This is a genomic window from Cohnella silvisoli (genome assembly GCF_021190915.1).
In the GTDB taxonomy this organism is placed as follows: Bacteria; Bacillota; Bacilli; order Paenibacillales; family Paenibacillaceae; genus Cohnella; species Cohnella silvisoli.
On sequence record NZ_JAIOAP010000024.1, the window covers coordinates 1 to 18,082 of the forward strand.

Genomic DNA, 18,082 nt, shown 5'->3' on the forward strand with positions numbered 1-18,082 from the left:
ACCCTACCGTTAGATTTCCGCTGCCAGCAGCGAAAGCAAGTAGCCAACCTATTTGCTTGCAGAAAGTACCGGTATGGCTGGTAAGAAACCCCTACTTCTTAGCGAAGCGTAAGTAGGGGAGGTTCATACGTGCCTTTCCTAAAAGCACACTGTCAACGGTCTTGGAGAAAAAATTGTGCAGACTGCCGCCGACACCATAGAAGGAATGAACAAAGTCGTCAGACTCGGCAAACAAGCCAATATCTTCGACCGCGTCGGGTGATAAAATCGTTTCCGCAGCGCCCGTGTCTATGACGATATTGTCAATGATCTTCCGGGAGCCTCTAAATTCAATTTCTAATGAAGTAAACAGCAGACCGTCCCTATACGCGATGTTTATCATAGCTTCCTCTGAATCCGAATAGCGGCTTGATTTCGATTTCGATTTTTTCTTTTCCCGTGTGGTAAACAAGCACGTCATCTTTCGAGCGAACGAGTTCTCGGGTTGCGGTTTGCTCATCGTCAAAGGCTTGGATGACGGCCACATTTTCAACGTATCTAACTTGATTTTCTATATGAGATTTTAAGATTTGCATTTTCACGAAACGGTCGGGATACAACTGTCTAACTTCTTGCCATTGCAAGGCGAACACCCCCAAGTATTTGATAGTTTAATCATAACATTTGACTACTGGACATGCTACGGTTTGTCATTGTTTGTTGCTCCTTTTATTGTTTATCGGCATAGAAAAACCTACCTGATTTAGGTAGGTTTAATTCATAGCAAATTACTTATATTTCTCAGGAATTGGCATTGCAATTATACCATCTATGCTTTCATTTAATGAATTGCGAGTATTCGCAACTGCTAGAGTATTAACCATTTTCATTTCAGAATCTAATTCTCCAAATGCCTCACTTAAACCTGAATCATCGTGTAACTTGCTATCCACTTGGATTTTATACAAAGAATAATGAAGACTTTCTTTAACACTCTTTATATGTCGAGCAATATCTGTATCTTTTGAATCATCAATTCTTTCGAAGTCCTCAGTTAATCTTCTTAAGTCCTTGATTATGTACTCCATATCAGTTGGTTTAACCTTTATGCCTGATCTAAGGCGATCTTTTTGGATGTTATAAAGTTCATCATAAAACGCTTGAACTTGAATTGCGGCTTCTTGCTCCTCTTTAATGTCTGACAAAATGCTTTTAACGTCATCTACCTCTTTAATTACTAATATCTTTTCGTAAGTTTCGATGGCCTTTTTTATTTCTCCATTCTTTAATGCTTCATCGGCAGATTTTCTATATTTCAATATTTGTATGTTAGTTTTTTCATCTGCGTAGATTGGACTGTCATCTAAAGCCAATATTTCATCATACTTTAACATTGCATCATCATAATTATTACTAGAAATAAATGTTGTGGCTTCTTCTTTAAGTTTTTCAATTTTTTTCTCTTTGCTCTCAGTACAACCCATCAGAGATAAACATAAAATTAATGATATTGCGACCACTATCAACTTACTTTGAAAATTTTTCAACCTCTATTCCCCCACCAGTTTTTTTTCACTATTTTACCATCATTCACCAAATAGTTCTATGTATCTACAAAAATATACAGGTTTATATAGGTTAGTGGTCCGAAAGGACTAGGGAAAGGATAAGAATTGGATAGACGATGCTAGAGTATTGAAAAGAAACTATGGAGAAAATTGAAATTGAACAGCAAAAATCAACTCTGATAAACAGTTATTTATTCGCCTTTTTTATCAAAACGAATCGGGAGCTCGACTATGCGATCATAGCAGTGGAGAAGGAGCAGTTAAGCAAACTCTGTATCATCGACATGATTGTCTCCGATCCGATGGATGCGCCGGATTACCTGATACGTCTCCGCAGGTCTTGTGCCGCAGCCTTGTGACCTCTTTGGACGATTTCTCGTGCCAATGCCGGAGGGCATCTACAGCTTTGCCGATGATAATGGATGTAACTTTATATTCATGATTCAGGTTCTATCGGCAGCACTACCATGGACGGCGCTAATAATATCACCGCCGTATTTCTTGATGTAATGGGATAGGGTAAGAAGCGGCCAAATAAATCTGTAGCTATGGTAGTGGACGTAAAAGCTTCCCGGAAGTCCTGCTCCCGTAGGATAGGAGGTTTTCCAATCCTCTTCGTGCAGAGCTTCTATCAGCCTTCCGATACCTTTATCGATTTCGGGAACCGGCTTGCGATGAGCGGCGATAAGGGCATCGAGCGCCCAAGCGGTTTGAGACGGCGTGCTCGCTCCGAGCGGGATATACTTCATCTCCCGATCGCTGCCGCATGATTCTCCCCAACCCCCATCATTATTTTGGATGCTTAACAGCCACTCGGTTCCTCTTCGCAATGCAGAATGATCTGGATCAATCCCGACGGATATCATTCCCGTCAATGCGGCCCATGTGCCGTATATGTAGCATATTCCCCAGCGTCCATACCACGAGCCGTCTTTCTCCTGATGTTCGATTAGCCAATCCGCGCCGCGGCGTATGAAAGAATGGCGAATTCCAAGGCCCGCGAATCTACCCAAATATTCCAGGGTTCTTCCGGTAAGATCGGCCGTTGAGGGATCGATAGCCGCCGATTTAGCCCCATCCATCGGAAGCCATGTAAGATGCGCTTTATCCGTATCTCTCTCGAAAGCCGGCCAGCCTCCATCTTTATTTTGCATGGATAGAATCCAATTCAATCCCCGGTTCCAGGCATCCCGATAGACGGGGGAGGTAAGAGACATCCGCTTGATTGCTCTTAAGGCGGCTGTCGTATCGTCTATGTCCGGATTAAGGGTATTGGAGTCCGAAAATCCCCATGCGCCGGGGACGGGATTACGATTTCGAATGCTCCAATCTCCGAATTTGAGTTGTTGCTGGGAGAGGATATAGGAAGACGCGCGTCGAATCATCGGACTGTCGGGGGACGTTCCCGCTTCTTGTAAAGCGGAGCTGATCAGGGCTGTATCCCATACGGTGGAAAGGGAATTTTGCAGAAAAATTTTGCCATCCTTTCTGCACAGCAAGGACGTTATGCCATGAACCGCGCGGTTAATGACCGGATGACGTTTGTCATACCCGGCGGATAGCAAGGCGAAGACCATTAGAAACGTACAGGTTGCATATCCATATAGCGTACCGTCCGGTTCGATCCTCTCCAGCATGTACCGTTCAGCACGTTTTCTGGCAGCTTTATGCAATTGTCCGGAGAAACCGGGCAGCTTCCCTAAGTTCGTTTTAATTACATCAAGCAATGCTTGGAAATTCTGGTTAGATTGACGTTGGTCAAACGAATGGGAAGGTTCCGGGCGGCTGCTTGATCGGGCTGTCATCAAATTGGACAAATCGGGGGAGCGGTTCGTCTTTACCGAAAATTTGCGATCCGCTAAAAGCAGTACAGGGGCAAGATGTACTCTGGCATACCCGGAAAAATCGTAAAAGCTAATGGGGAAAGAAGGAGGGAGCAGTAGAAATTCGAGAGGAATCATTAGTGAAGCCGGCCATCGGTATTGACCGGTGGAGGCGAGTATTACTTTTGTAATCACGCCGTTAATGCTTCTTAGTCCGCCTTTGGATAGAATGTATCGCTTCGCTTGAAGCATAGCGTCATCCGTTGCATCAATGTATCCCGAGTATAACAGTGCATAGTAAGCTTCTACGGTGGCGGACAAGTTTCCGTCAATTTCATCGCTATAAACTCTCCAAGAGCCGTCGGCTTGTTGTGCTGAAAGCAACCGTTCATGCAATCGACGAATCAGAGTTTCGTCGGCGATCTCTAAAGTTCGAAGCATGATGATCATGTAAGCATCCGTCAGCACACCGCTCTCAAAACAAAATCGCCACGATCCATCCGTGGTTTGCAGCCGTAGCAACTGATCTGATAATCGCCGGATTTCCCGCATGACTCGAACCGAAGCACTCAATAACCATCCTTCCTTCCCGATCCACAGGGTCGATCATTTATATTATATTTTCGAGATAAAAACATATGAGACATTTACTCATCCGTCGATTGGCGTATATATGCGCTGTCTTTTGATAACGCCTTCCTAATCGCCGCCGCAACCGGTCAATTGCAGAATAAAATATTACATCCACAACGTCAAAGAGGCGTAAGAAGAAAGGGGAGATATCAAGGTGCTAACATTAGCGCAAGTCCAAGCAATATCAGCAAAACGCTTGGAAGGACTTAATCCGATAGTCAGGAAAGCAACCGAGGAGCTGATTGCTCGTTCCTTTGCTGCAGGCGTCCCGATTGACAAAAGAGGAGAGAACAGCATACGAGGCGTTAGACAAGAAGGTGGAAGAACAGTCGAGTGCAATAGCTGCGCTGACATTGAAGGTTATAGATCTCGAAACAAACATACCGGCGCCGAAGTGGTTTGTTAAGGAGTTCGGGTTTAGGCGTGAATAACCCGAAGCTGGCATGTAGTATAGAAATAAAAAGAAGCCCCATCATGCGGCGGATCATGATGGGGTAAAAGTAAAGTAGTGACTTATTAGCTCTTAGTAAATCCCAGTTCCAGCACGCAGGATAATAACCAACAGAATGAAAAGTACAAGAACAAAAGCAGCTGCTTGCATACCACCATAACCTGCACAAGATCCACTCAAAGAAATCACCACCACATGTGTATTGTGATTGTTAATCACCCAATCAGCTTATGTAGAGATAACTATATGGTCAGTACATTCGCACAGATCAGTCAACAATCCGCATTTACCTAGAATAAATCATTCGCCTAGGGGAATTGTTCCCATGTCAATTTACATAATTCTAAATCAAAAGTCTCATTTTGGCTAAGTCGTTCCGTGCATGATCAATAGGCGAATAGTTTTATTTTAGTAAATCTTTAACTCTTTAACTCATTACGAAATGGCAATTGGTAGGTTATAATTGTGGATGTCTGTTTTTACCAAAATGTGATAGATTGAATAACGGTCTCTCCTGCGAAGGAGAAGTCAAACGAATCCCCACTTGACCATCGCGGCTAGGTGGGGATTTTATTTTATGTCGCTTCAAGTACAGCGATATAAGAAGGCTTAGGTGAATCGCTGAAACTGGCTTATGGCACAGAAATAAAAAAGAGCCCCATCATAACGACGGATCATGATGGGGGTAAAAGTAAATTAGGGATCGCAATACTTCTTAGTAGATCCCGGTTCCAGCCCGAAGGATAATTACCAACAGAATGAAAAGAACGAGTACAAATGCAGCGGCTTGCATTCCACCGTAACCAGCACATGAACCACTCACAGAAATCACCACCGCTTTGTTATTGTGATTGCTCATCACATACATAGCTTATGTATGGATAAGCATACTGTCAGTGCATTTGCACAGATGAATCAATAATCCGCTTTTGTTCTGAAGGAGTTAAATCACACAATTATTTCAAACAAGCTGCTCGGCAAAATGAAATTGACGGGAGAAGGACGCGCTTGCTATAATTCGACTTATCGACAGAATTATCGATAATATTATCGATAACTAATAAAGGGAGGATTATGTATTCAATTCCGATTGGACGAACGAGGAAATTCACTCAGCGAACGGGTTTACTTATCCCTTAGAGAGTCGATAGTTAAAGGGGAATTTTATCCGGGTGTTCGCCTGCTGGTCTTGGAAATCGCCAATTCCCTTAAGATCAGTCAAGCTCCCGTCAGAGAAGCGATGGAACGGCTAAAGCAAGAGGGGCTGTTGATAAGCAACCATAATAAAGGTTCTTTCGTAGCTGAAATCAAGCAAGAGGAAATCGAAGAAATTTATGCTTTACGGGAGCTCATCGAATGGGATGCCGTCAAGAGATCGATTCCCGATTTGCAGCCATCGGATTTTACTCATCTAATCGAAATCTACAAGAGCATGAAGCGAGCGGCCGAAAATAATGATTTGTTTCAGCTCATCGATCTGGATATGGAATTTCACCGATTTTTCTTCACGAAGTCCGGCAACAAGACGATCCTGCAAATATGGGATCAGATCCATATTAAAATCAAACGGTTTCTGTCCATTACGAACATCCTTTATTTCCCCGACTTAATTACGATCGCGGAAGGTCATATGCCTTTAATAGAAGCGCTGCAGACGGGAAACGAAAAGGAAGTCGAAAAGCGGTTCATCGAACATATGAAAGAAGTATGGTGGCGAATGAATAAGAAGAAGGACAGCGAACGGGGGTAACAAACCATATGGCTCATAAATCCGAAAGGCTACAATCGTGGATTAACCCGGAAGTTGTAACATTCGGCGAAACGATGGCTTTGTTAATGAGCGGTTCAAAGGGTATAGAATATAGCGCTAGCCTGGAGAAATCGTTCGGAGGGGCCGAGAGCAACGTTGCAATCGGGCTTTCAAGGCTGGGCCATAGCGCGGGATGGTTCGGCATTCTTGGGAACGATCCTTTGGGTCGCATGATATTGAAGAAAATCCGCGGCGAAGGCGTAGACGTATCCAGGGTTAAGTTCAACGAAGAAGCTCCGACGGGTCTTATGCTGCGCGAAGCACTGCCCGGAAAAACTTCCGTTTATTACTATCGGAAGAATTCGGCGGCAAGTCGGATGAAGCCGGAACAGTTGGAAACGAGTTATCTCTCTCAAGCCAAGATCCTCCACATTACCGGAATAACTCCGGCATTAAGCACGAGCTGCCGGGATACGGTGTTCGAAGCGATTAGAATTGCTAGAGCTAGCGGAGTCAAAGTATGTTTCGATCCGAACTTGCGGCTTAAGCTCTGGGAGCTGAAGGAGGCACGAAGCGTGCTTCTGAGGATAGCGGAAGAAGTCGACTATTTTTTGCCTGGACTCGATGAATTGAAGCTTTTATACGAGACGGAAGATTTCGAGACGATTGTTAATCGTTTGAGTCTGCTGCCCGCCATATCGATCGTCAAAGGCGGAAACGACGAGACTTATGCCATCGAGAAAGGTCAGGTCACGGCTGTTCCGTATTATAAAGTCCGGCAAATCGTCGATACGGTAGGGGCCGGAGACGGTTTTTGTTCGGGGTTTATATCCGGACTTCTGCGGCAATATCCGCTTGCGGAAGCCGTTCGGCTAGGCAACTTGATTGGCTCCCTAGTCGTTCAGACGGAGGGAGATTGGGAAGGACTGCCTACTTGGGATGAAGTGAGCGCCATATTAAGCAACCAGGCCCATATCGAGAGATAACTTAAACGCGGATAACATGGAAGGCGGAAAATAGGATGAAAAAGTTGAGTTTAATTCAGCGTATTGTCGAACAAGGTGTTGTAGCGGTATTGCGAGGGAAAGATGCAAATGATGTGGTTGAAATGGCCGAGCAAGCCATCGCGGGCGGAATCAAAGTCATCGAGGTGACTATGACGGTTCCTTCGGCTTTAGGAGCTATTGAGAAGTTAGTCTCGAAATATTCGAGTTCGACGGAAGACCCCGAGAAGTTCGCTATCATCGGTGTAGGAACGGTGTTGGACCCGGAAACGGCACGTTCCGCCATTCTAAGCGGCTCGGAATTCGTAGTCGGACCGTCCCTTAATCCGGCGACCATCGCGCTCTGCAACCGATATCGGGTTCCCGTTATGCCGGGAGTCATGACGATCAAAGAAATACAAGAAGCTCTGGAGCTGGGCGTCGATATCGTCAAGCTGTTTCCAAGCAGCTCCCCCTCCATGATCAAAGCGATTAAAGGCCCGTTGCCGCAGGCGAATATTATGCCCACGGGCGGTGTGATGCTCGATAATCTCGGAGAATGGATATCATCTGGAGCGGTGGCCGTCGGAATCGGCTCCGATCTCACGAGCGATGCGCTCAAAAAAGGGGACTATAGCCTAATTGCTAATCGAGCCTCCCAATATGTACAAGCTTTCAAAGCAGCCAAAAATAGCGTGAGTCAGTAAACAGTTGAATTAGAGACTAGACCATGAATGACGATTTCGTGGTCTTTTTTTGTTTTAAAGTGAGTCAACCAGCCTGCGTCCCCCATCGTCCCCCCCCCTTTAGTCTGGGGTGCAGACCCAACTCATGATTGGGGAAATGATAAACTCTTTCCAATATGCTTGTGAAAGCAAGTCAAAAGGGAAGAAGGGGAGAATAAGATGAGGTACCTTTTGCGTATAGTCGTTTTTTTATGTGTGTGCGCTGTGTTCGTGGGGGGATTCGGTGTTCTCGGATATACTAGGACGATGCAACATGAGATGTCGGTTTACGATAAGCCAGTTCCATCTTTGCAAGGCGTGGAGACACCCGAATATGATCCGCATAAACCGACAGTGGCCGTTATTCTTGGGAATAATGCGACTGAGGTCATTGATTTTCTAGTTCCTTATGAAATGTTCTCCAGTACAGGAGCCTATAATGTATTTGCCGTTGCCTCGGATCGAAACGTAAAGTCATTAACGGGCGGTCTTGACGTGATCCCCCATTACTCCTTTACGGAAATGGACGAATTATTAGGTAAAAGCCCGGACATTCTAGTGATCCCCAACATTCCGATGATGGAAGGCAAGAAAGTTCACCCCGTTCGAGACTGGATACTTAAAAATTCCGGCAATGAAACGACGCTGCTAAGTATTTGTAATGGAGCGGAAACGCTAGCCGATACCGGGTTGTTGAACGGGAAATCAGCGGCGACGCATTGGGGGGATATTAGTAGGTTAGAAAAGAAATATCCTGAGGTTCATTGGAAAAGGGATCAGCGTTATGTTCCCGACGGGAACATCGTTTCCTCGGCGGGCGTGACATCCGGGATCGATGCCGTTCTCTATGTCCTATCGCAGAAATTAGGCGAAGCCGCAACAGTGAAAACAGCGGAAGAAATGAATTACCCCTTGTACCATTTTGTTCATCATCCGAAGATGGAGCCCTTTTCCATAGAGCCAAGCGATGCGGCTTATATCTTAAATTTTGCCTATCACTGGGAGAAGAGAAAGGCAGGCGTAATGCTTTATAACGGTATAGAGGAAACCGCGTTGGGCTCGGTATTCGATACGTATTCCGCTTCCGGAACGACAAAGACGCTTACGATTTCAAGCTCGGATCGGCCCATAGTGACCAAACATCACCTTAACCTGCTCGCCAGATATCAAATGTCGAATGCTCCAAAACTTGATAAAATGATAGTTGCCGGAACCGAGGCGAAGTCTCTAGCCATGGAGGCCGTAAATGATTGGAACGCGCAAGGCAAAGAAACGAGACTTCTATTCTTGCATAGCGATTCTCCGAAAAGATTCGTTATGGAAGCGCCGTTGGAGGATTTATCCAAACAGGAGGATATTCGAACCGCTGAATTCGCTGCGAAGCGACTAGAGTATCGTGCTGACCATCTAAATCTTGAAGGCCAGTCGTTTTCTCTTGAAGCTTTCGGTAGACCGCTGTTAATTGGCTTATTATCCGTGCTGGTTGCTTTATATATTGACAGACGATTTATCAGGAAGAAAAAAACTTCCCCATCGATGTAATCGCAAACCATTTCGCAGGTTAACAGCCTATTTTATAAGTGTCCAGCATGATAATATCGATTCGCGGTAAATGAAAGCACTTATAGGGCATTTGGGTTAAAATAATAGTGTTCGTCAGCAGGGTTGCTTTGGAAAAGAGGGGTACACGTTGTTCAGAGCGCTTGATAAGAAGATGAAGGTCATTCTATTATCAGTTATCCTGTTGTACGTGGTTTTGTCCAGCGTGCTCGTATTTCGAACGATCCAGAACAGAAGCGCGGAGATGCAGCGCCAGCTCTCCCTCCAATATACCGGCCAACAGCATAAAAACGCTCAGCTGTTCATGAAATGGATGGAGGAAGTGGCGAGCCTGGTCACGAATAATACAGTCGTTCATGCCTCGCTTTCAAGCAGCGAATACGACAATACGATTCCGCCGATATTGGACGGCATGATTTCTTCTAACCTTTATATATCGGACATGGTTATCTACGGAAACAGCGGAAGCGTGTACGCGTCCAGCAACGTTTCGGCGATTCGTCCTTTTAGCGAGATTAAAGAAGTTGCCGAATACGCCAAATTTCTGAGCTCTGAATTGACTTCCGAATGGATCATTCAAGCTCCGGGATCGCTTGTGTACACGAACACAGACCCGCGCAGAAGGCTTCTCTATGTCGCGAAGATCATGGACAAGAAGGAGAAGTCGGCGGGTTTGCTCTTGATGACCGTGGATCTGAAAAAGATGACCGGCTTTTATCATGCCGACGATCCCGAACTTTACGGTCGGCATCCGACGTATATACTGACGCACGATCATTCGATTGTGAACGCGAGCGGGCTGCAGCAAGAGCCGGACGATCCCATTTGGGCGACTCTGCTAGATTCGCAGCCCGGTCAGGAGATGACTGTAAACCGAACGGATAAAGGAATCGTTCTTCTCTATCGGCTGTACCACTCCGATGATCGCATGGCTATTCTCATTTCGGGCGAACCTATTAAAAGCGAGCTCAGACTATTGAGAAACACGCTAATCGGAGTAGGCCTATTTATTTTGCTATTGTTTTTCGTGCTGATTCAACGGCTATCGCGCAGCATTCTGGAGCCTCTCAAGGAGTTGTACAAAAAAATGCGCAGGCATCACGAGATTTGACCGTTGTTCAAACGAATCCGAACGAGAACTGTCGTTCCTTTGCCGGGTTCGCTCGTGATGGTCAAACCGCATTCCGCCCCGTATTCGAGTTTGATTCGTTCATCGACGTTTCTAAGGCCGTATCCGCTTTGAAATAATACGTTTTTGCCGGTGTTTTGAACATCGGATTTACTCCTGAAACCTACGCCGTCGTCCTTGATTTCAAAGAAGAGATAGGCTTCGTTCTCCCAGCTTTTAACCTCGATTAAGCCCTTCCCCTGTTTCTCGCTCATCCCATGCTTGATTGCATTTTCCACTAATGGCTGAAGAATCAACTTCAAAATTCGAATTTTTCGCAGCGGCTCCGGAATGTCATAGGTCACGTCGAATTTATCGGGAAAGCGCATGAGCTCCACCGTCACGAAGCTTTGAACGAGCCTGATTTCCTCCTCGACGGCAATGTGCTTATCTCCTTTATGCAAGCTGATTCTGAAAAACGTTGCCAATGCGGAAATCATTCTTTCGATTTCAGGTTGTTTCTTCAAACGGGCCGTCCATGTAATGGCGTCAAGCGTATTGTACAAGAAATGCGGGTTGATCTGAGACTGCAGCGCGGTCAACTCCATAACACGCTGTTTCTCCTTTTCTTCGTTGTTCTCGTTAATGAGATTATTAATTCGGTCGATCATCGCGTAGTAGCTGTTTTCCAACTCGCTTATTTCGTCGCTCGGGTTTTTTCGGTCAATCATTAGCTTTAGTCCGGACTTGCCGATCGTACCTAGCTTCTTAGTCAGATTGAAGACAGGCTCCGTAATTTTAGCGGCCAAATAAAAAGACAGAACGAGAAGCCCGATAAACGTTAACAAAGCGAAAAACAGCGCATTGCGGTTACCTTCATCGATTGCCCCGAATAGATGGGGACGGGACACGACGGAAATCAGCTTCCAATCGACGCCGAATCGGTTAAGTCGGTCGCTTAATGGATAGGTGCTCAGTACGTAGTTTAGGCGGTCCGACGAAACATTCCGATAACCTGCCGTATCGCCGGGGTGAAAAGAATCGGATTCGAGAAGCGTGTTTCCGACGATCCGTTTATCCGGATGGGAGATGACTTCGTTGTTTACCGAAGCGATATAGGAATACCCAATCCCCTCGAATGCGGGTTTATAGAGGTTGAATAAGGACGATTCCTTCACGTAGATGAGCAGGATCCCGATATTTTGTCCCGTATAGAAATTACGGTATTTCTGGCCAAAGACGACATAAGCCTTACCGCTGGCATCATGTTTTACTTTACCGACAACCGGCAAAATAGACTGTTTAACATTCGATATCAGCAGGTCATCCGGGTCTTCGAAGATTTCCGTATCTGCGACGTACCGGTAACGAGTCCCTTCGTTCGTAATGACCACGATGTCGCCGATGAGCTCGTTTTTGGCAACGATTCCTTCCATGAGGGATCGGATATGCGCTTTTTTCTCCTCTTCGGGAATCGATAAATCGCCGATAGTTCGGTAAATGTCCGTGCTGACCAACAATCGGAGAGAAAGCATCTGGATATCGTCGACGATCAGCTCGAGGCTGAGCCCGATCTCTTTTTGGATGTTGCCGATGTGATTGTATAAATTGTTTTTTAGATACGTATGCGCATAAATGTTGAAGACACCCAGCATCAGAGTAAGGTGCAGGGTCAGTCCGGCGACGATGACGAATACGATCCGGGTTCTGATTTTAAGTTTCCGCATAATGGAAGACGACTTGTAGCCGTGATCTTGGTTATTGATGATATTTGGCATATTCGCTAGGGGACATTCCGGTCATTTTTCGAAAAATTTGGCTGAAATACTTGGAGTCTCCGAAACCGACATTTAAACCGACTTCATAAACGCGGTAGGAGGTATGGCGCAACAAACGTTTGGCCTCATCGATCCGGTATTCCGTCAGGCATTCGTAGAAAGTTTTGTTCAGGTCTTTCCTGAACAAATGCATGAGATGGGTCGAACTAACATGCACCGTTTCTGCAACTAAGTCCGCGGTAATGTTGTCGGAGTAATGTAATCGGATATAAGCAAGAGCATCCCGCACTTCGCGACGCGGACCTGAACGTTCATCATCCGATTCAAACAACACGCCGCCTAAACCGGAGATGGATTTCCGAGCCGCTTCTCGCGCCTTGACGCACGAGGTATGGATACCCATATACGGGTCAGGCGATTCATGGAAACCGACCGTCGCTTGGAAGCCGGCAGCTTCTTTTACATTAGCGATAACTGCATAACCAAAAGAATAAAGCGCGGAAACGAAATCCAAGGAAGTTTGGTTAGAATGGCAAATCAGCGTCCACTCCGTAGGCGCGCTTCGCACAATAGCAATCGCGGATAAAGATTTTGCGTCGACCGTAAGACGGATTTGTTGTTCTACGGCGGACCATTTCGCTTGCGTCGTGTAATCCGCCACGGAAACTGAGTCGGGGATGATCGAAATGACGGCAACCATTAGTTTGTCCTCAGTCGGCATCGCGATATTTAACCATTCGTATTTTTCCCGAATCAATGCTGGATCGGAAATTCGCCCGAAAAGCAAATCGAGCCAGAATTGCGAGGAAATGGCGTCTACCTCATCCTTAAATTTCAACAACTGGATACGATCCGCTTCTTTTTCGTTTATTTGCTGCCCAACTCTGATGACCGCCTCAGCCAATTCTTCAATGTTTACCGGTTTGAGAAGGTAAGTGGATGCTCCATGACGGATGGCCTCTTGGGCATATTGAAATTCGTCATACCCGCTGAGGACAATGATACCGCAGTGCAGGTTATGCTCTCTGATTTTCTCGATAAATTCCAATCCATTCATATAGGGCATGCGTACATCTGTCATGATGACGTCCGGACGATGAAGCAAAGCCAGATCGAGTCCTTCCAAGCCATTACTCGCTTCTCCCACAATTTCAACCCCATATTCAGCCCAATCGATGGTCTCCCGAATTCCGGTGCGTACTAGATACTCATCGTCAACGATAAGCGCTTTCAACATGATGGACGACCCCTTAATAACCAATTCATATTTTGATTACTTTAACTATTATAAGGTGCCGATTCATTCCCGTCATTTTCATTTTAGGTTCTGGCAGGATAATCTACTCTTTCGCAGGATTGCAGGATGTCGCAGGAGTAAAGGAAGCGTTAACATTATGTATATTCGGTTATAGGGAAGGAAGCAAACATGAGCGCAAACATAAGCATGCAACCGTACGCCCCCAAGAAAAGAAAGGCTAAATTTATTATGTATTGGATAAAGGAATGGTCATCGTGGTTATTAATCGTTCCCACGCTGCTATTTTTTTTCTTTTTCTCCTGGCAGCCGTTATTGTCCGGCATCTGGCTATCCTTTTTCAAGACGAAAGGGTTTAAGGCGGACGGTTTTGTCGGTTTTCAGAACTATATTGACGTCATACAAAATTCGGTGTTCCAGCAAACGCTTATTAATACTTTCATGTACGTTATTTGGTCTCTAGTCATTGGATTCGTAATTCCGATAGTCGTAGCCGTAATCATCAACGAAATGCGTCAATGGAATTCTTGGTTCCGCTTTTCGGTGTATTTTCCAAGCCTGATACCGGGAATCGCTGCCTCGCTGCTATGGGCTTTTCTGTTTGAGCCAAGCGAGAACGGCGTCATCAATATGTTGATAGGCAAAATAGGAATCCATCCGCTGCAATGGCTGCAAGACCCCCATTTGACGATTGTGACGATTGTTCTCACGATAACGTGGAGAAGCTTCGGAGCGACTACGCTTTTGTATTTGGCAAGCCTACAGGGGGTTAATAGCGAGTTGTATGAAGCCGCATCGATCGATGGAGCCGATATTTGGCGCAAATTCCGCAACATTACGATTCCCCAGATCGCACCGTTGATCGGCCTTACGCTAATCTTGCAAATCAGCGGCGTATTTCAGATTTTTAACGAACCTCTCGTCCTGACTGAAGGCGGTCCGAACAATGCTTCCATGACGCTTCAACTGCAGAGCTATTTCTATGCCTTTCGTTACTTTGAAGCGGGTCATTCGGTAGCGCTCGGGGTCGTAACGTTCGTGATATTGATGGTAATGACCATCTATTATTTCAGAATACAGAAAAAATGGGACAGGGAGTAGGGATTCGCAAATGAGCAAAGTCAAAACTGCAGGCATAATCGGGGATCTCGAATATAAAACGGCAAAAGTAAAAGTGTTTTATTGGCTGTATTTCGCTATAATGGTTTGCGTTTCTTTAATCTGTATTTTGCCTCCCGTTTGGGTTATTTTATCTAGCTTGAAGGATATCAAGGAGTTTTACGCCATACCGCCGACGATAATTCCCCGTTCGCTCCACTTTGATAAAATATGGAACACATGGAATGAGTTCCGATTTCTGAGGTACTATGCGAACACGTCCTATTTGACGCTGGGAACCGTTGCGTTTACTGTTTTCTTTAACGGTTTGGCCGGTTACTTTTTCTCCAAGTTGAAGCCGACAGGGAGCGCGTTCTTCTTTCTTCTTATTTTATGGACGGTGCTGCTGCCTAACACGATCGGCATCGTTCCGTTGTTCAGCAATATTGTCGATTTCCCGTTGCTGCATATTAATTTTACGAATACGTATTGGCCGTTATGGTTTCTGGCAGCCGTGAATCCCGTCGCGATTCTGATCTTCAAAAACTTTTTCGATACGATTCCGGCTTCGTTGGTTGAAGCGGCCCATATTGACGGTGCATCCAAGATTGGCATCTTCTTGCGCATCGTTCTGCCTTTAAGCATTCCGATTCTGATTACGATTACGATTTTAACGATTAACGGGGTATGGAACGACTTTTTCTGGCCTTATATGATACTCAAAGACCAATCGAAGTGGACGGTTATCGTCGCGATTTACAATCTAAGGTCGACGCTGCCCGCGGATATTCAGTTTCTCGGTCTGACGTTTGCTATTGTTCCGCCAGTCCTTTTATTCCTCTTTTTCCAACGGTATATTGTTCAAGGTTATGCTATCGCAGGGGGCGTGAAGGGTTAAAGAAGATCGCAGCATATTAAACCGTTTCGCAGAATTATACCCTACTGACACTCGTATTTCGTGTGATAGCATTTAGATGCCGGCAGTAAGAAAGCGCTTCACAAATCAATGTACGTTACGATATCAAAAGAAAGCTTGGGGGAAATGTGCATGAATGGGAAGATGAGAAGAAGCGCGCAACTTGCGTTGATCGCGTTGTGTGCTATTGCTTTGGTGATCGCAGGGTGCAGCAAAAATAATGGAAATAACGCAAGCAGCACGCAACCGGCTGCAACTAACAGTCAGGGCAGCGAGAGCAGCAGCGCGAGTCCGACAAGCGAAGCTTCGCCTGAATCAAAGCCGGTCACGATTAAGGTCAGCAACTGGCCGAAGCCGAACGAAGAAGCGCAAGTCAAAGTGTACGACGCATTCGTAGCGAAGATGAAAGAAAAATATGCCTATATCAACGTCGAGAAAGACGAGTGGGGTTACGATGTGAGCTCCTTCCTGCCGAAAGCGGCAAGCGGCGAACTCCCTACCGTATACGAAACCTTCTTCACGGAAGCGGACAAAATTATCAAAGCGAATTATGCCGCCGATATTACAGACTTGATTACCAAAAACGACTTTGACAAAGCTCTTAATCCTGATTTATTGAAACTCGTCGAAAAAGACGGCAAGTACTTTGGGATTCCTAAAGACGGATATGTGATCGGGCTGATGTACAACGTAAATTTATTTAAGCAAGCGGGTCTAGTGGACGAGAAGGGTGTCCCGAAATTTCCGAAGACCTATGAAGAGCTTGCTCAGACGGCTCAAATCATTAAAGATAAAACAGGAAAACCCGGCTTTTTCTTCCCGACGAAAAACAACCAAGGCGGTTGGATGTTCATGAATATCGCATGGGCATACGGAGCCGAATTCGAGCAGCAGGTGGAAGGAAAGTGGAAAGCGGTGTTTAATACGCCTGAAGCCGCTGCCGCTCTTCAATACGTGAAAGATCTGAAATGGAAATACAACGTTCTCCCGGCTAACAATTTGGTGGATGTAGGCACGGATTTGTTCCAAATGTTCGGAACCGACCAAGTCGGCATGAGCTTCGGGATGCCTGAATGGGGCAACGCGATGGTGCAAAATCTGAAAATGTCAAAAGACAACTTTGCCGTATCGGCTCTTCCGGCAGGACCGAAGGGAAACGTTACGCTTCTCGGAGGAGGGCTCTATATGTTCGCGCCGGATTCGACGCCCGAGCAATTGGACTCCGCTTTCAAGTGGTTGGAAGTGAAAGGTTTCTCGCCGCAGACAACCCAGGAATCGCTTGACGGACTTGAAACATCGTCCAAGACAGCCAATGAGCAAGGGTTGATCGTCGGTCCTCACGGACTTCGAGTATGGGTGAATGAGGATCGGATCAACGCGGAACAGAAGATTGTCGACAAATACACCAACATAAACATGGATATGTTCAACGATTACATGACGAACGGCTCGGCCGGACTGCGTCCGGAAGTTCCGGTTAATGCACAAGAACTGTATAAAACGCTGGACGTCGTCATTCAGGCGGTATTAACAAACAAAAACGCCGATCCGAAAACGTTGCTGGATAAAGCGGCTTCCGATTTCCAAAAGGACTATCTGGATAAAGTGCAATAATCAACGAGGTGTGTATCATTGCAACTTCCCGAGAGGCAGGTACTTGAAATAAAGTACCTGCCTTTCTGTTTTTTTGAACGCCAGAGGGAGTAGTAAGTTTCTATTTGGATTGCCCTTAAGGGTTGTGATCTGGCAACAACGAGCTGACAATCAAAGACAACGTTTGCTTATATACTGCGTGGGCCGATTGTACATCTCCCAAGTGTCCACCCATGTAAAGATGAATAACGCCGTGAAGAGAGGACCAGAATATACGTACAACGGATTCCGTTTCATACTGGCCGGGAATCAGTCCTTGCCCTTGCGCATTGCCGATCACGGTTAATAATTGTCGCATGGCTGTTAACGTACCATTCATGCTTTCCACGTCCGGTTTGAAATCCGCGAAGGCTCCTCCGAACATCAGCTTATAATAGCTGGAGTAACGCTGCCCAAATTGCCAATAGGTTTCGCCTAAATTCAGCAAATGCTGTGCTGGATCTGCAGCCTGCTGCGTCCCCTCTAATTCGTTAGCGAGAATCTTACAGCCATCCAGATACAACTGCTGAGCCAAACCCTCTTTATTGACAAACAAGCTATAAATAATTTTTGTCGAGCAATCCATTTTCTGAGCTACCTTACGCACCGTAACGGCTTCCGGTCCTTCTTCTTGCAAAAGCGTTGCCGCAGCATCAACAACGAGCTTGCGGAGATTTTCAGTATTTTGCAAACGAGCTTCTTGGTAAGTTTTCAATACTCGCGTGTTCGAGTTAGAGGAGATATCTTGGTCGCTCATATAATCATCACCTTCGGTTATCATGTTTTCATCAGGAAACAAAGTTTCTTATTCTCTTACCGGGAA

17 protein-coding genes are annotated in these 18,082 nt (G+C 45.7%); 10 read left to right on the forward strand and 7 right to left on the reverse strand.

The annotated features are described in order from the left end of the window. Positions 1-91: 91 nt before the first annotated feature. From K7P76_RS30330 to K7P76_RS30340, 3 genes are all read right to left on the reverse strand, one after another. Complete coding sequence (locus K7P76_RS30330; RefSeq protein ID WP_232189849.1) at positions 92-382, reverse strand: aspartyl protease family protein; 291 nt, start codon at positions 380-382, stop codon at positions 92-94. Next, a complete protein-coding gene (locus K7P76_RS30335; protein WP_232189850.1) occupies positions 363-623 on the reverse strand; it encodes a hypothetical protein in 261 nt (86 codons plus the stop codon). The genes K7P76_RS30330 and K7P76_RS30335 overlap by 20 nt, the downstream gene beginning before the upstream one ends. 144 nt (positions 624-767) lie before the next feature. Continuing rightward, entirely contained in the window at positions 768-1,526 is a 759-nt protein-coding gene (locus tag K7P76_RS30340) for a hypothetical protein (RefSeq protein WP_232189851.1), read from the reverse strand. A gap of 161 nt (positions 1,527-1,687) precedes the next feature. On the opposite strand from K7P76_RS30340, the gene K7P76_RS30345 reads away from it, so the two are divergent. After that, positions 1,688-1,906 carry a hypothetical protein gene (locus tag K7P76_RS30345; protein WP_232189852.1) on the forward strand — a complete coding sequence of 73 codons (219 nt, stop codon included), beginning with the start codon at positions 1,688-1,690 and terminating at the stop codon, positions 1,904-1,906. Positions 1,907-1,990: 84 nt separating this feature from the next. Here K7P76_RS30345 and shc read toward each other — a convergent pair whose 3' ends face one another. Beyond that, positions 1,991-3,922, reverse strand: coding sequence for a squalene--hopene cyclase (gene shc, locus K7P76_RS30350; RefSeq protein WP_232189925.1), 1,932 nt, complete (start codon positions 3,920-3,922; stop codon positions 1,991-1,993). A gap of 353 nt (positions 3,923-4,275) precedes the next feature. Here shc and K7P76_RS30355 point away from each other — a divergent pair, with 353 nt between their 5' ends. From K7P76_RS30355 to K7P76_RS30385, 6 genes are all read left to right on the forward strand, one after another. Continuing rightward, the gene (locus K7P76_RS30355; protein WP_232189853.1) at positions 4,276-4,434 is read left to right on the forward strand and encodes a hypothetical protein; all 159 of its coding nucleotides are present in this window, start codon (positions 4,276-4,278) and stop codon (positions 4,432-4,434) included. A gap of 1,110 nt (positions 4,435-5,544) precedes the next feature. Then, a complete protein-coding gene (locus K7P76_RS30365) occupies positions 5,545-6,204 on the forward strand; it encodes a GntR family transcriptional regulator (protein ID WP_232189854.1) in 660 nt (219 codons plus the stop codon). Between the two features lie 8 nt (positions 6,205-6,212). Further along, on the forward strand, positions 6,213-7,190 hold the full coding sequence (locus K7P76_RS30370) for a sugar kinase (protein WP_232189855.1): 978 nt from the start codon (positions 6,213-6,215) through the stop codon (positions 7,188-7,190). Between the two features lie 35 nt (positions 7,191-7,225). After that, positions 7,226-7,894, forward strand: a complete 669-nt coding sequence (locus K7P76_RS30375) for a bifunctional 2-keto-4-hydroxyglutarate aldolase/2-keto-3-deoxy-6-phosphogluconate aldolase (RefSeq protein WP_232189856.1) — start codon at positions 7,226-7,228, stop codon at positions 7,892-7,894. A gap of 198 nt (positions 7,895-8,092) precedes the next feature. Further along, positions 8,093-9,454, forward strand: coding sequence for a DJ-1/PfpI family protein (locus K7P76_RS30380; RefSeq protein ID WP_232189857.1), 1,362 nt, complete (start codon positions 8,093-8,095; stop codon positions 9,452-9,454). Between the two features lie 148 nt (positions 9,455-9,602). Beyond that, positions 9,603-10,583 carry a cache domain-containing protein gene (locus tag K7P76_RS30385; RefSeq protein ID WP_232189858.1) on the forward strand — a complete coding sequence of 327 codons (981 nt, stop codon included), beginning with the start codon at positions 9,603-9,605 and terminating at the stop codon, positions 10,581-10,583. Here K7P76_RS30385 and K7P76_RS30390 read toward each other — a convergent pair. Further along, the gene (locus K7P76_RS30390; RefSeq protein ID WP_232189859.1) at positions 10,571-12,358 is read right to left on the reverse strand and encodes a sensor histidine kinase; all 1,788 of its coding nucleotides are present in this window, start codon (positions 12,356-12,358) and stop codon (positions 10,571-10,573) included. The two genes, K7P76_RS30385 and K7P76_RS30390, sit on opposite strands and share 13 nt — an antisense overlap. Further along, entirely contained in the window at positions 12,339-13,595 is a 1,257-nt protein-coding gene (locus K7P76_RS30395) for a response regulator transcription factor (protein ID WP_232189860.1), read from the reverse strand. Before K7P76_RS30395 ends, K7P76_RS30390 begins: the two co-directional genes overlap by 20 nt. Positions 13,596-13,784: 189 nt before the next feature. Here K7P76_RS30395 and K7P76_RS30400 point away from each other — a divergent pair, with 189 nt between their 5' ends. From K7P76_RS30400 to K7P76_RS30410, 3 genes are all read left to right on the forward strand, one after another. Continuing rightward, the gene (locus tag K7P76_RS30400; RefSeq protein ID WP_232189861.1) at positions 13,785-14,714 is read left to right on the forward strand and encodes a carbohydrate ABC transporter permease; all 930 of its coding nucleotides are present in this window, start codon (positions 13,785-13,787) and stop codon (positions 14,712-14,714) included. Between the two features lie 10 nt (positions 14,715-14,724). Further along, positions 14,725-15,609 (forward strand): carbohydrate ABC transporter permease, encoded by an 885-nt coding sequence (locus K7P76_RS30405; protein WP_232189862.1) that lies wholly within the window; start codon positions 14,725-14,727, stop codon positions 15,607-15,609. A gap of 150 nt (positions 15,610-15,759) precedes the next feature. Beyond that, entirely contained in the window at positions 15,760-17,241 is a 1,482-nt protein-coding gene (locus K7P76_RS30410) for an ABC transporter substrate-binding protein (protein WP_232189863.1), read from the forward strand. Positions 17,242-17,356: 115 nt separating this feature from the next. On the opposite strand, the gene K7P76_RS30415 is transcribed toward K7P76_RS30410, so the two are convergent. Continuing rightward, positions 17,357-18,016 carry a TetR/AcrR family transcriptional regulator gene (locus K7P76_RS30415; protein ID WP_373692546.1) on the reverse strand — a complete coding sequence of 220 codons (660 nt, stop codon included), beginning with the start codon at positions 18,014-18,016 and terminating at the stop codon, positions 17,357-17,359. Between the last annotated feature and the right edge of the window lie 66 nt (positions 18,017-18,082).

Coding starts and splice junctions, on each gene's coding strand:
- K7P76_RS30330 (WP_232189849.1), bottom strand. CDS start 382: ATGATAAACATCGCGTATAGGGACGGTCTGCTGTTTACTTCATTAGAA.
- K7P76_RS30345 (WP_232189852.1), top strand. CDS start 1,688: ATGGAGAAAATTGAAATTGAACAGCAAAAATCAACTCTGATAAACAGT.
- shc (WP_232189925.1), bottom strand. CDS start 3,922: ATGCGGGAAATCCGGCGATTATCAGATCAGTTGCTACGGCTGCAAACC.
- K7P76_RS30370 (WP_232189855.1), top strand. CDS start 6,213: ATGGCTCATAAATCCGAAAGGCTACAATCGTGGATTAACCCGGAAGTT.
- K7P76_RS30375 (WP_232189856.1), top strand. CDS start 7,226: ATGAAAAAGTTGAGTTTAATTCAGCGTATTGTCGAACAAGGTGTTGTA.
- K7P76_RS30380 (WP_232189857.1), top strand. CDS start 8,093: ATGAGGTACCTTTTGCGTATAGTCGTTTTTTTATGTGTGTGCGCTGTG.
- K7P76_RS30390 (WP_232189859.1), bottom strand. CDS start 12,358: ATGCCAAATATCATCAATAACCAAGATCACGGCTACAAGTCGTCTTCC.
- K7P76_RS30395 (WP_232189860.1), bottom strand. CDS start 13,595: ATGTTGAAAGCGCTTATCGTTGACGATGAGTATCTAGTACGCACCGGA.
- K7P76_RS30400 (WP_232189861.1), top strand. CDS start 13,785: ATGAGCGCAAACATAAGCATGCAACCGTACGCCCCCAAGAAAAGAAAG.
- K7P76_RS30405 (WP_232189862.1), top strand. CDS start 14,725: ATGAGCAAAGTCAAAACTGCAGGCATAATCGGGGATCTCGAATATAAA.
- K7P76_RS30410 (WP_232189863.1), top strand. CDS start 15,760: ATGAATGGGAAGATGAGAAGAAGCGCGCAACTTGCGTTGATCGCGTTG.
- K7P76_RS30415 (WP_373692546.1), bottom strand. CDS start 18,016: ATGAGCGACCAAGATATCTCCTCTAACTCGAACACGCGAGTATTGAAA.